13 protein-coding genes, 1 tRNA gene and 1 pseudogene are annotated in these 12,695 nt (G+C 66.7%); 9 read left to right on the top strand and 6 right to left on the bottom strand.

The annotated features are described in order from the left end of the window. From A9O63_RS11620 to A9O63_RS11610, 3 genes are all read left to right on the top strand, one after another. Positions 1-788 (top strand): ABC transporter permease subunit (locus A9O63_RS11620; RefSeq protein WP_141703086.1); only part of this gene is annotated, 788 nt, incomplete at its 5' end. Then, entirely contained in the window at positions 785-1,429 is a 645-nt protein-coding gene (locus A9O63_RS11615) for an ATP-binding cassette domain-containing protein (RefSeq protein ID WP_069332084.1), read from the top strand. The genes A9O63_RS11620 and A9O63_RS11615, both read left to right, overlap by 4 nt. A gap of 132 nt (positions 1,430-1,561) precedes the next feature. Then, positions 1,562-2,032, top strand: a complete 471-nt coding sequence (locus A9O63_RS11610; RefSeq protein WP_069332083.1) for a CAP domain-containing protein — start codon at positions 1,562-1,564, stop codon at positions 2,030-2,032. A gap of 88 nt (positions 2,033-2,120) precedes the next feature. Here A9O63_RS11610 and A9O63_RS11605 read toward each other — a convergent pair whose 3' ends face one another. After that, positions 2,121-3,440 carry an ATP-binding protein gene (locus tag A9O63_RS11605; protein WP_069332082.1) on the bottom strand — a complete coding sequence of 440 codons (1,320 nt, stop codon included), beginning with the start codon at positions 3,438-3,440 and terminating at the stop codon, positions 2,121-2,123. 40 nt (positions 3,441-3,480) lie between these two features. Between A9O63_RS11605 and A9O63_RS11600 the strand changes: the two genes are divergently transcribed. Both A9O63_RS11600 and A9O63_RS11595 read left to right on the top strand, forming a co-directional pair. Then, complete coding sequence (locus tag A9O63_RS11600; RefSeq protein WP_069332081.1) at positions 3,481-4,392, top strand: MBL fold metallo-hydrolase; 912 nt, start codon at positions 3,481-3,483, stop codon at positions 4,390-4,392. Between the two features lie 59 nt (positions 4,393-4,451). After that, positions 4,452-4,526 (top strand) — tRNA-Asn (locus A9O63_RS11595). A gap of 285 nt (positions 4,527-4,811) precedes the next feature. On the opposite strand, the gene A9O63_RS11590 is transcribed toward A9O63_RS11595, so the two are convergent. From A9O63_RS11590 to A9O63_RS11575, 4 genes are all read right to left on the bottom strand, one after another. Beyond that, positions 4,812-4,991: a head decoration protein gene (locus tag A9O63_RS11590; RefSeq protein WP_069332080.1), complete on the bottom strand. Its 180-nt coding sequence runs from the start codon at positions 4,989-4,991 to the stop codon at positions 4,812-4,814. 223 nt (positions 4,992-5,214) lie between these two features. After that, complete coding sequence (locus A9O63_RS11585; protein WP_069332079.1) at positions 5,215-5,523, bottom strand: type II toxin-antitoxin system RelE/ParE family toxin; 309 nt, start codon at positions 5,521-5,523, stop codon at positions 5,215-5,217. A 4-nt stretch (positions 5,524-5,527) separates the two neighbouring features. After that, positions 5,528-5,782 carry a ribbon-helix-helix domain-containing protein gene (locus A9O63_RS11580; protein WP_069332078.1) on the bottom strand — a complete coding sequence of 85 codons (255 nt, stop codon included), beginning with the start codon at positions 5,780-5,782 and terminating at the stop codon, positions 5,528-5,530. An 83-nt stretch (positions 5,783-5,865) separates the two neighbouring features. Then, a complete protein-coding gene (locus A9O63_RS11575; RefSeq protein WP_069332077.1) occupies positions 5,866-6,189 on the bottom strand; it encodes a hypothetical protein in 324 nt (107 codons plus the stop codon). 321 nt (positions 6,190-6,510) lie between these two features. On the opposite strand from A9O63_RS11575, the pseudogene A9O63_RS11570 reads away from it, so the two are divergent. The 4 genes and pseudogenes from A9O63_RS11570 (at position 6,511) to A9O63_RS22105 (ending at position 11,627) form a co-directional block, all read left to right on the top strand. After that, positions 6,511-8,082 (top strand): annotated as a pseudogene (locus A9O63_RS11570) (recombinase family protein). Further along, on the top strand, positions 8,082-8,990 hold the full coding sequence (locus A9O63_RS11565; RefSeq protein WP_069332076.1) for a plasmid partitioning protein RepB C-terminal domain-containing protein: 909 nt from the start codon (positions 8,082-8,084) through the stop codon (positions 8,988-8,990). Before A9O63_RS11570 ends, A9O63_RS11565 begins: the two are co-directional and overlap by 1 nt. Continuing rightward, positions 8,987-9,904, top strand: coding sequence for a plasmid partitioning protein RepB C-terminal domain-containing protein (locus A9O63_RS11560; protein WP_069332075.1), 918 nt, complete (start codon positions 8,987-8,989; stop codon positions 9,902-9,904). Before A9O63_RS11565 ends, A9O63_RS11560 begins: the two co-directional genes overlap by 4 nt. 1,024 nt (positions 9,905-10,928) lie before the next feature. Beyond that, entirely contained in the window at positions 10,929-11,627 is a 699-nt protein-coding gene (locus A9O63_RS22105; protein WP_235836969.1) for a UvrD-helicase domain-containing protein, read from the top strand. Positions 11,628-11,765: 138 nt separating this feature from the next. Here A9O63_RS22105 and A9O63_RS11550 read toward each other — a convergent pair whose 3' ends face one another. Continuing rightward, complete coding sequence (locus A9O63_RS11550) at positions 11,766-12,659, bottom strand: hypothetical protein (RefSeq protein WP_141703085.1); 894 nt, start codon at positions 12,657-12,659, stop codon at positions 11,766-11,768. Positions 12,660-12,695 lie beyond the last annotated feature (36 nt).

Here is a 12,695-nt window from a genome sequence, read left to right as displayed (position 1 = left end):
GCCCGCTCACGCTCGGCGGGACGGCGCTGGCGCTCGCCGCGGTGATCCTGGGGCTCGCAGGCCTTGCGCTCTGGTCGGTGGCGGGCCTCTGGACCTTCCCGGACGCGCTGCCGCAGACGGTGAGCCTGCGCGTCTGGCAGGAGGCCGCGCCGAGCCTCGCGCGCCATGCGGCCCTCACGCTCGGGATCGCCGCTGCGGTGGCCATGGCCGCGCTCGTCCTGACGCTCGCCTGTCTCGAGGCCGAGGCGCGTCATGGGCTTTCCCCCTCCCCCCGCGCCATGGCCGCGCTCTACCTGCCGCTCATCGTGCCGCAGGTGGCCTTCCTGCCGGGGCTTCAGGTGGCGGCCCTGAGCCTCGGGCTCGACGGCACCCCGCTGGCCGTGGCGGCGGCGCATCTCGTCTTCGTGCTGCCCTATGTCTTCCTCTCGCTCTCGGCGCCCTGGCGAGCCTGGGATCCCCGGATCGGCACGGTGGGGGCGGCGCTCGGCGCCTCGCCGGGGCGCATCTTCTGGCGCCTGCGCCTGCCGATGCTGCTGCGCCCTGTGCTGACGGCCTTCGCCGTGGGCATGGCGGTGTCGGTCGGCCAGTATCTGCCCACCCTCCTCATCGGCGGGGGCCGCGTCTCCACCCTGACCACCGAGGCGGTCGCCTTGTCCTCGGGCGGCAACCGGCGCATCGTGGGCGCCTATGCCCTGCTGCAGATGATCCTGCCCGCGGCCGCCTTCGCCGGTGCCCTCGTCCTGCCCGCCCTTCTCTTCCGCCGCCGCCGCGGCCTGAGGCTTGCATGAAGGGCCTGACGCTCGACCGGCTGCGGGTGACGCGGGGCGACACGCCGCTCGTGGCGCTCGATCTCGCCGTGGCCCCCGGCGAGGTGGTGACCATCATGGGCCCCTCCGGCTCGGGCAAGTCGACAGCGCTCGCCGCCATCATCGGCAGGCTGGGTCCGGGCTTCCGGGCGAGCGGCCGCATCCTCCTCGACGGGCGCGACGTGACGGACCTTCCCACCCGCGCGCGGCGGATCGGGATCCTCTTTCAGGACGATGTGCTCTTTCCCCACCTCTCGGTCGGCGGCAACCTCGGCTTCGGCCTGCCCTCCTCCGTCCGCGGGCCCGCCCGGCGCGCCCGGATCGAGGAAGCGCTGGCCCAGGCCGATCTGGCGGGCTTCGCCGACCGAGATCCGGCCACGCTCTCGGGCGGACAGCGGGCGCGCGTGGCGCTGATGCGCACGCTTCTGGCCGAGCCCGCGGCGCTCCTGCTCGACGAGCCGTTCGGGCGGCTCGACGTGGACCTCCGCGCGCAGATCCGCAGCTTCGTTCTGGACCGCGCCCGGCGCGAGGGCCTGCCGGTCCTCCTCGTCTCGCACGACCCGGAAGATGCCGCGGCCGCAGGCGGGCGGATCGTGGCGCCCCGGCCGCCGACCGGCGCCTGAGGCGCGAATGCACATCCTTTGGCAACATTTCGCGGGGAACCTGAGGCCGCCCGACAACTTCAACCTGAGCGTGCAAGGCATCCGGTCGCACGCCCGCCCGATCATCGCCGCCCGCCCCACTGGAGGAGACCCATGCGCTCGATCCTTCTCAGCCTTCTTCTGGTTGCGGCAGCGCCCCTGCCTGCCGCCGCCCTCTGCCCCGCCCCGCAGGGCGCCGACGCCCTGCGCAGCGAAGTGATCCGTCTGGTCAGCGCCGAGCGGCGTCGGGCCGGCCTGCCGCCCCTCGGCTTCGCCCCGAAGCTCGAGCGCGCGGCCCAGGTCCAGGCCTGCGACAATGCCCGCCGCTCGGTCCTCGGCCACACGCTCGCCAACGGCGCGGGCCTCACCGAGCGCCTGCGCGCCGAGGGCTACCGCTTCGGCACCGCGGCCGAGAATGTGGCCCGTGGCCCCGCAACCGCGGAGCGGGTGGTCGATCTCTGGATGAATTCCTCGGGCCACCGCAAGAACATCCTGATGCGGGGCGTGCGCGAGGCAGGCGTGGGCATCGCTCCCGGCAAGGACGGGCGGGCGCAATGGTCGCTCGTTCTGGGCGCGCGCCGGTAGCCTCGCGCAGCGAGGGGGCGCAGTCCCGGACCGCCGGAGGCCCCGGCCGACGGGGGCTCCAGCCGCGGGAGCGCGGATCTGCGCCGGATCAGCGGGCGAGCGTCAGTTCGGCCCGAAGTCCCCCGAGCGTCTCGCTTTCGCCGAGCCGCAGGGTGCCGCCGTGATTGCGGGCGATGTCCATGGCGATGGTGAGACCCAGCCCCACGCCCCCGCCGCGGTTCGGGTTGCGGGCCTTGTCGAGCCGGGTGAAGGGCCGCAGCGCCTCCTCGCGCCGCTCGCGCGGAATGCCCGGCCCGTCATCCTCGACCGCGATGCGCAGGGCACGCTCGCCGAGCGTCACCGAGACCTGCGCCTTCGTCCCGTAACGCACGGCATTGCCCACGAGATTCTCCAGCGCCCGCCCGACGGCCGCCTCCCGAAGCACCATGGTGCCCGTCCCTTCGGCCCGCACCAGCGTCACATCCTGCCCCGCGCGCTGCGCATTCTCCACCACGCGGGCGACGAGCGCGAGCGGGTCCACCTCCTCCGCCTCGTCGAGCGCATCGCCCCGGACGAAGGACAGGAACTCGTCCACCAGCCGCTCCATGTCGGCCACGTCGCCGAGAAGCTCCTCGCCCTCCTCGGGATCGGACAGCATCGACAGGCCGAGGCGCAGCCGGGTGAGGGGCGTGCGCAGATCGTGGCTCACCCCCGACAGCATCAGCGTGCGCTGCTCGATCTGCCGCTCGATCCGGGAGCGCATCTCGAGGAAGGCCTGCCCTGCAGCCCGGACCTCGACGGCGCCCCGCGGACGGTAGGAAATGTGCTGGCCCTTGCCGAAGGCCTCCGCCGCATCCGCCAGCCGCTTGATCGGCCGGAGCTGGTTGGAGAGGAAGAGATAGGCGATGATCGTCATCAGGATCGAGGTCACGATCATCAGCACCAGAAGCTGGTGCGGGTTCGAGGCCGAGACGCGCCGCCGCTCGACCGAGACCTCCATCGGCCCCTTGTCGGTCGCGATGAGGAGGCGCACCTCATTGTCACTCGTCACGAGATCGACCGCCGACAGCGGAGCCAGCCCCTCGTGCAGCGTAAGCACGAGCTGGCGCCCGGACAGGTCCCAGAAGTCGCGCCGGTCCTCCGACGCACTCCAGTCGGCGGGCAGCGCCACGCGGAACTCGAGCGCCTCCGCCACCCGCGCGGCCCGCGCCTCCGCCTCGGGCAGGGTGCCCGCCCGGTTCACCTCGCCGATCAGGTGCCGGAGCTCGATCATCAGCCCCCGCGCCATCTGCCGTGTCACGCCCTCGTAATGGCGCTGGATGAAGGATATGGAAATCACGAGCTGGATCGTGACGATGGGCACGATCAGGATAAGGGCGGCGCGGCCATAGAGACTGCGCGGGACGAAGGATTTGAGCGGCGCGAACATGGGCCGACCCTAGCCCTGCGCTCCGGACGAGGAAAGAGCCATGGACAGACCCGAAGCCGGACGCTGCGAGAGGCTGGAGCCCGGGCTCCGACGGGTGCTGGCGCCGAACCCCTCGCCCATGACCCACTGGGGCACGAACAGCTACCTGCTGGGAGAGGGGGAAGTGGCCCTGATCGACCCCGGCCCCGACCTGCCCGCGCATCGCGAGGCGCTGCTCGCGGCGCTGGCCCCGGGCGAGCGCATCTCGACGATTCTCGTGACCCATGCCCATCGCGACCACTCGCCCCTGGCGGCCCCGCTGGCGGCGGCCACCGGCGCCGAGGTGCTGGCCTTCGGCCCCGCCGAGGCCGGACGCAGCCCGCTGATGGCCGCGCTGGCCGCGGGCGGGCTGGAGGGGGGCGAAGGGGTGGATACCGACTTCCGCCCCGACCGCTGCCTCGCCCATGGCGAGCTCGTCCAGGGGCCCGGATGGGTGCTCGAGACGATCCACACTCCGGGCCATCTCGGCAACCATCTCTGCTTCGCCTGGGGCAACCGCTGCTTCTCGGGCGACCATGCGATGGGCTGGTCCACCTCGCTCGTCTCTCCTCCGGACGGGGACATGGGCGCCTATGTCACGTCCCTCGCCCGCCTCTCTGCCCGGAGCTGGCGCGTGCTCTATCCGGGCCACGGCGCACCGGTGGCCGACCCCGGATCGCGGCTGGCCTGGCTCGCGGCCCACCGCCGCGAGCGGGAGAACTCGATCCTTGCGGAACTCGCCCGGGGCCCCGCGACCGTGCGCGCCCTGACGCCCCGCGTCTACCGCGAGACGCCTCCCGAGCTTCTGCCTGCGGCGGCGCGGAACCTCCTCGCCCACCTCCTCGACCTCTGGAGCCGGAGGCAGGTGACGGCCGATCCGGGACCGTCCCCCGATGCGGTTTTCACCCTTTCGGAGCCTCGCGAAGAAAGTTGAAAAACCTTCCACATTCCCTCTGGACGCCCCCGAATCCGGTTGCTATATCGCCCTCGTGTTCCGGCGTAGCTCAGCGGTAGAGCAGTTGACTGTTAATCAATTGGTCGTAGGTTCGATCCCTACCGCCGGAGCCAAAAATCCCCAAGGGATCAGCTACACAAGAAAAGCCCGCCACCAGCGGGCTTTCTTGTTTCTTGCCGGGGTAACGCCCGGGGTAACGCGAAAGCGGCCCCGGCGGCTGCGATCAGGGCTGAAGCGCGGCGACGTGGGTCAGGAAGCTCCGAAGCGCCGCCGCCCGGAAGCTGTCCATGGGAAACACTTTCTCTCAACCGCCTATGCGGCGGCTTACGCAGGCAGAGGCTCGCCGTCTGGCAATTATAAGATGGTGCCGTTCGCGCATCGACAAAAACGCCTCGCTGTCACCGAACGATGATGCCGGCCGCCGCGAGGTCGAGGCGGGCCGCAGCCTTTTCTGACGCCTCGTCGCGGCTCGTGTGATAGGTCAGGAGGTTGCCGTTCACCTCCGCGTCCCGGACGATGGCCGAGACAGCCCGCGCCGCGCTGGCCAGATCGCTTCGGTCGAGAAGCGGCGTCAGCAATCTGGCGATGGCTGCAGGATCGAGGGCGGGCAGTCTCCGAAAGGCGGATGACCCTGCCAACGCCCTTTGAAGCAAAAAGAAAAAAGGCCCCAATCGGGGCCCCTGGACGGATTCGGTGTCTGAATGTGGCGGAGGGAGCGGGACCCGGATCCAACGTTTCCCAGGGGTGACGGGCCGGCTGCGATTCAGAATTTATCCAGAAATTCCATCTTGGGACAAAGGCTTAACCGAAATCCTCTTTGAAGCGGTCCATCTGATGCATCCGCTCGTGAAGGATTGTGACGATGCCGATGTCGCCATTTGACAGCCGTCGCCAGTACACGAAATGCCGCTCGTAGCGGAAGAAGTACCCTTCCACGCCGAACTCGGCCGGTACGGGTCTCGACATGACACCGCGTGTGTCGATCTGCTCGAAGGCGGCGAACAGACCGGTGATGTAGGTTTCGGCCTGTGCCTCGCCCCACCGGTCGCGGGTGTATCGGTAGATCTCGTCGAGGCGGATCGAAGCCGCCTCCTGGATCCGGATTGCCATGCGGTCAGGTCCGGTTCCGAGCGATCACATCGGCGGCGGTCAGCGGCTTGTAGGTGTCCTCGGGCGCAGCGAAGGCTCGGTTCAGTTCTGCCTTCAATCGGTCGAACGCCTCGCGCTCCGCGCGCTCCTTATCACGACGGATCAGGTCCCGGATGTATTCGCTGACGTTCTCGTAGGCGCCGTCCTCGCCGACGTTGGTCGCAACGAACTCGCTGAGGGCGCCGCTGACGCGGACCGTCATGGTGGTGGTGCGGGGCATGGCGCTCTCCCTTCTCGGTGCGTATTCAAGATAACCAAAAACGAACACGAAACAAGGGTGCGCCTACCACGCCGCGCCTTCCCCTATCGGCGCTCCCGGTGCTCAACCTCCTCCACGATCAACCGGTCCGACAGCGCAAGTAGCGCGATCAGAACGGCATCCGAATGACGCGCGAGCGACACGAGGTGCTCGCCGCTCGGCCCCCGCTCGCCCGCGAACCAGTATTTCACGGTCCGTTCGCTGGCGCCGGTCCACCGCATGGCGGACTTGATCGCCCGGTGGGTCGATCCGAGCTCTGCTTGCAATGCCATGGCCATGGCGGCGCGATAGTCGGCCGGAACGTCCTCGGGGTGCACAACTTTGCCCATCTTCGGCACACCTGTGCCCATCTTCACGCGCATCTTCATGTTTCTCTCCGCTAAATCTTTGGAGAGCCATGAAATCGGCAGAATCCATCTGTTCCCGCGGCGGTTCTGTTTGGCCGCCTGTTGGAACGGACCATTCACTTGAAGGTGGCCGATATGAGCTGCGAAACGGGACCGCAGATTATCGAGCGCGTGGACGGACGCGCGCCGCAGGCGATCCGCCAATGCGCCGGGCATGGAAAGGAATTGCCCTTTTCCGGAAACGACTTTCCTGCGCTCGCATGTTCGAAGGATTGCGGCAGCAAGCGCAACGGTCCAGACCGTCCCGAACGGACTGCTGCGACGTGAACCGGAGCCGGGCAGATGCGAGGGCGTGAGGCAAGCAGGGAGACTGGCGCCAGCCAATCAGAGCCCGACGTGCCCGCCGTCGCATACGTCCGAATGTCGACCGATCACCAGAAGTATTCGACCGAGAACCAGTTGGATGTCATCCGCAGCTATGCCGCCGCCCGCGGCCTGCAGATCCTGCGCGTTTTCGAGGACTCTGGGCGCTCCGGACTGCGCCTCGATGGTCGCGAAACGCTACAGAACCTGATAGGCGAAGTTCAATCAGGCCAGGCCGACTTCAAGGCCATCCTCGTCTACGACGTCAGCCGCTGGGGCAGGTTTCAGGATGCCGACGAAGGCGCATACCACGAGCATGTATGTTCCCGTGCCGGTATCCGGGTCCACTACTGCGGCGAGCAGTTCGAGAACGACGGCAGCATCGGCTCGAACCTCCTGAAGACGGTGAAGCGCGTGATGGCCGGCGAGTACAGCCGCGAGTTGTCGGTGAAGGTCTTCGCCGGGCAGTGCCGCCTCGTCAAGCTGGGCTATCGCCAGGGCGGCGCGGCAGGATACGGGCTGCGGCGGGTGCTGATCGACGAGCACGGAAACCCCAAGGGTGAACTGTCCCGCGGCGAGCAAAAGAGCCTTCAGACCGACCGCGTGATCCTCGTCCCCGGCCCCGAGGAGGAACAGCAGGTCGTCCGCCGCATGTACGAAAGGTTCGTGAACGAGGGGCGTGCCGAGCGCGAGATCGCGGAGGTCCTGAACGCCGAAGGTCACCGCACCGATCTCGACCGGCCGTGGACCCGGGCAACGGTGCATCAGGTGCTGACCAACGAAAAATAAATCGGAAACAATGTCTTCGCGAAGGTGTCGTTCAAGCTGAAGCAACGCCGCGTGGTGAACCCGCGCGAAATGTGGAACCGCGCGGAGGGCGCCTATCCCGCCATTGTCGATCAGGCGCTCTTCCTGCGTGCGCGAGAGATCGTGGATGCCCGCAGCCGCCATTTCTCGGACGAGGAACTGCTCGACGCGCTGCGCGCGATCCTCCAGCGACAGGGCATGCTGTCGGGCCTGATCATCGACGAGGAGGACGACCTGCCATCCTCCAGCGCCTATCGCAGCCGCTTTGGCAGCCTTCTGCGCGCCTACCGGCTGATCGGCTACGAGCCGGATCGCGACTACAGCTACATCGAGGTGAACCGGGCGCTGCGGCAGGCGCATCCGCAGATCGTGGCCGAGATCATCGCCGGGGTCACGCGGCACAGCGGGCGGGCTGTGCAGGACCCGGATACTGACCTCGTTCGCATCAACGACGAGTTTACAGTGTCAATCGTGTTGGCCCGCTGCACGGCGACGGCGGCCGGGTCGCTGCGCTGGCGTATCCGCCTCGACACTGGCCTCGTGCCGGACATCACGATCGCTGTGCGCATGGACGAGGTGAACGAGGCGCCGCACGACTATTACGTGCTTCCCAGCATCGACATGACTTTGGGGAAACTGAAATTCGCCGAGCAGAACGGGCTCGCGCTCGACGCGTACCGGTTCGACACGCTCGAATTCTTCTACGCGCTCGCCTCGCGGGCCAGGATCGCGGAGGTGGCGTGATGCCGGACGACATGGAGCCGACCAGCCAGAAACAAGTGACCCTGATCCCGACCGACAGGGTTCGCGTCCTCAATCCCCGCGTCCGCAACCGGCGCACTTTCGAGGCAATGGTGGACAGCATCGCCCGCATCGGCCTGAAGCGCCCGATCACCGTGGCGCCGCGCGCCGGGACCGATCCGCAGGAATATGACCTCGTCTGCGGACAGGGACGCCTCGAGGCCTTCATCGAGCTCAAGCAGTACCGTATCCCGGCCATCGTGATCGAGGCCGACGAAAGCGATTGCCTCGTCATGAGCCTCGTCGAAAACTGCGCGCGGCGGCAACACAATCCCATCGACCTGATGCGTGAGATCGGCGCACTGCGCCAGCGCGGCTACAATGACCGTCAGATTGGAGAGAAAATCGGGGTCTCGACCGAATATGTGAACATGATCGCCGGCCTGTTGGAGAAAGGCGAGGAGCGCCTGGTCTCGGCAGTGGAGACCGGCGTCCTCCCGCTGAATCTCGCCATCGAGATCTCCAAGACAGACGCGAAGGGGGCGCAGAAGGCGCTGATGGACGCCTACACCCAGAACAAGCTGCGGGGAAGGAAGCTGGCGCTCGTGCGGCGCCTGATCCAGCAGCGCGAACTGCGCGGCCCGCAGCTCCACAGCAACCAATTCGGACGCAAGCCTCCGAAACGGGCGCTGACGAGCGAGGGCCTTGTCCGGGCGTATCAGCAGGAAGCCACGCGCCAGAAGCTTCTGATCAAGAAGGCTGAGCTCACCCAGAGCCGGCTGATGTTCTTGCGCGAGGCCTTCCGCAAGCTCTGCGCGGACGGCCATTTCATGACCCTGCTCAGGGCGGAGGGGCTTGAGACGATGCCCGCCGATCTCGCGCGGTCCATGACCGAGGGGGCACCCACATGAAACGCGATGATCGCAACGCCCCGAAGAGCGTCACGCTCGGGTTCGAGGACGACTGCGTCCCCCTCCCCATCGACGCGATCCTGCCGCTGCGCGCTCTTGGCAAGTCCACGAAATCCAGCCGGAAGTACCGGCAGATCGTGGCCTCCATCGCCCAGATCGGGATCGTCGAGCCGCCCGTCGTCGTCCGAAATCCGGACAAGTCCGCGACCTGGTTGCTGCTGGACGGCCACCTGCGGATCGAGGCGCTGAAGGACGCAGGCAAGAGCGAGGTGGAGTGTCTCGTGTCCACCGACGACGAGGCCTTCACCTACAATAGACAGGTCAGCCGCCTCGCCCCGATCCAGGAACACAAGATGATCCGTAAGGCGATCGAGCGCGGCGTCCCCGAAGAGAAGATCGGCCTCGCGCTTGACCTCAACATGAGCAGCATCCGACGCAAGGCGCACCTGCTGGACGGCATCTGCGAGGAAGCCGTCGCGATCCTGAAAGACAAGCCGTGCACGAATGCCGTGTTCGATGCGCTTCGCAAGATGAAGACCATGCGCCAGATCGAGACGGCCGAACTGCTGGTCAACGCCAACAACTATTCCGTCGCCTACGTGAACGCGATCCTGGCAGGAACGCCGCAGGCCCAATTGGTCGAATCCTCCAAGCCGAAGAAGGTCAAGGGCATAACGCCCGAGGCGATGGCGCGGATGGAACAGGAGCTGGCACGTCTGCAAGAGGGGATTGCCTCGGTTCAGGACACCTATGGCCAAGACCACCTGCATCTGACCGTGATCAAGGGCTATGTCGGCAAGCTGCTCGGGAACGCTCGGGTCGTGCGCTACCTGGCGCAGAACCATCCCGAGTTCCTCGACGAGTTCCAGACGATCACCGAGATCACGCCGGCCGAGGCCGCCGACGCCGAGTAGACGTTCGTGGCGAATGAAGGGGACCCGGACGCGGGGACCGCGGGAGACGCCGGACTATGGGCCTGATCGAGCGCGGTGGTGGGGATGGGGGCGAACCCACTCGGAGCCCACTAGGCTGGCTCGAGGTTTCGCCGACCGCGCGGCCGCGCCTGCGGCTGCGTCTCATTCGGGGCGTGTCGGAGACGGGGTCACTTCGGCACGCCCACTTTGCCCATTGCAGTACATGGCGAATCCGCGCCGACTTACCACGGAACTTCGCCAGGGATTGATCTCCTCAAAGCGGCGGCACTCAGTCAGTAGGCTGACCGACGTTTCAAGCCGATCGGGTGTGGGCTGGGGCGGATTTCCCATCGTTGTCGTGCCGGGGGTCAAAGTCCAACCGCCTTCATCCATAACGATGCGCAGACGCATGATCTGCTTCCCACGGGTTCTTGCATCGGCAAGGCCCCTCCCGACCGACCGACCAATAGGCATGTTGAGCCATAATCCAGTTCCCGATCAGCCGAACAAGAAACTCCCCTGGAGCGAGATGTTTCCAGGAATCGGCGTCTTTTCGATCGCGCGCCAACGGGAGCCTGTCTGAGCTTTCAAACTGATGAGCCTCTCTCGGTGCCTCGGCCAAGCTGAATGCCAAGTCGTGAATAAGAGCCGCAACAAGTTGCGTAGGATTACGTGGTCGTCTTTGCAGTTCAGTCAGGATGTCTCGCAGGAGTGTGACCGGGTCTCCGGCAAGCCCGGTCCCGGGCACCCAACTTACTGCTGATTTCGGGAGGTCAGAACCTGCGCTGAGCTCATCGAGGAACGAAAGCGCAATCTGTCGTGTTGTCATTGGTCCTTTCACCAACGTGCCGACCGTCCAGAAAAACAAACCTTCGAGAGTGAGGCGAAACAGCTGTCTGACCTGCAGCTCTCGCCATTGCGTCGATATCTCCGGACGAAGCGCCGCCTCGCGCCAAGACGCCGGCAGGTCCGCCATCCGAGTGCGCAATGCGTCAGCGGTCGGCGCGGCCTCCGCCAGGTCCTTATGCGCGGCTATGATCAGGGCAATTCCTTTGCGGCGGACGCTCGACGCGCGAGCGCCACCCAAACGAGCAAACGCGACCTCTCGTTCTGGACCCGCTTCAGTCTTGCAGCCCTCGAGAAGGAAGCAGCGCGACTGGACAGGATCCTTGCCAGGGTGGTGTCGCTCGCGGCACCGTCCCAATACCCCGCCGCGTGTGAGATCGCGCCGTTGCTTGACGACGCCCGTGCTCTGGATTCTGCGCTCTTGTCGAAGCTGAATGCCGAGGCTATCGGGCCTGAGGCCGTCGCGCGGATCGCGCCCGTCCGGAAGTTTGCAAGCGATCCGCACACGTTGCGGGCGAACGGCATCGCGGCCTTCGTCATCGCCGAACTGGACCGATGGAAGGATTTCTTCGACAACATCGAGAGCAATCCCCTGACGCCGGAGCAGCGCCTTTCGGTCGTCGTGGACGAGGATGCGACGCTGGTCCTCGCCGGTGCGGGATTGGGCAAGACCAGCGTCATCACCGCCAAGGCCGCCTACCTCGTCAAGGCGGGCATCCGTCAGCCCGAAAGAATCTTGATTCTGACCTTCGCGAAGAACGCGGCGGAAGAAATGTCGGAACAGCCCCTCGCCGGAGCCCTGCATGAAGCGAGGAAAGTGATCCATGGGCCCGATCCGCTGATGCAGCCGGATCGAGGTGTCGTCAGATGCGCCTAAGTCCCAGAAGGTGTTGACGGGGACGTGCCGGATGAGGGGATAGCGCCCGATCCGGTGCTCCTTGCGGGCACGCGCGAGCGCCGGCGCGAGGTATTTGCCTTCGGTCGATGCCTGCCAGCACTCGTCGGGGGTCGACGGTTATTCCCGCCACATTATGTCGGGGCTGTCAGCGAAGTCGTTGTCGCGCTTGTTCACATACCAAGCGCGCTGTTCGAGGTCGATCGCCACGTCCATGACGCCGTCGACCTTATCGAAATACTCGTGCTCCTTGGCGCTGATGCGGGCGCGGTGGGCCTGATCGAGTAGGAGCCGGCAGTCCGGCATCATCCACCACGCGAAGAAGTGGAAGCGATAGTCGGCCTGCGTGAGCGGGTCGCCGGCCTGCGCCTTCTTCTCGGCCCGGTCGGACATGGTGTAGAACGCGCCGCTCTTGCCCTCGGCCGTGCTCTCGATGAAGACGCGGCCGGAGAGCGGCACGCCCTGGAGCGAGCCTGTGGTGATCTCCACGGCCTTGTCCGGGTATTTGGCGGCGATCTTCCCCATTTCGGAGACATGGAGGAAGTGCGGGGTGCCGCCGCGGGCCGAGCTGGTGACTTCGATGGAGTTGCCGTTCGCGAGCACGCGCTGAGTCTGGCTGCGCTCGACGGTCGGCACCAGCTCGCGCAGGAAGGCGGCAAGGCGGTCGTAGGCGAAGCAGACCTTCTTGCGGTAGAGCTTGGTCGCCGCGTGCTTCGTGTGCGCGATCACCACGACCTCTTGGTCGCGATTGAAGAGCGCATGGTCGAGGGCCATGACTTCGATCAGGGTCGAGAAGCCCATCTGGCGGGCTTTCAGGCTGATGTTGCGGTTGTGCAGGTTGGCGAGCAGCATCCGCTGGCCCGCGTTCGGCCCGAACGGCATGGCAATGTCGGGCGTGTCGTCGTCCGCGTCGTCGCCCTTGTCTCCCAGGTCGATCTGCGGCTGTCCGTTGCTGTCCACGCTGATGAAGCGGCGCCTGACCGAGCTGCGGCACGCGGGCAAGATCATCGACACGGGCCGTCGGGAGCCCAACGCTGCCAACCGGCGAGA

Origin of the sequence: Cereibacter johrii, from assembly GCF_001720585.1 — a bacterium.
GTDB classification, from domain to species: Bacteria; Pseudomonadota; Alphaproteobacteria; order Rhodobacterales; family Rhodobacteraceae; genus Cereibacter_A; species Cereibacter_A johrii.
Note: the sequence above shows the minus strand (reverse complement) of the source record. Positions and strands in the feature narration are given on the sequence as shown.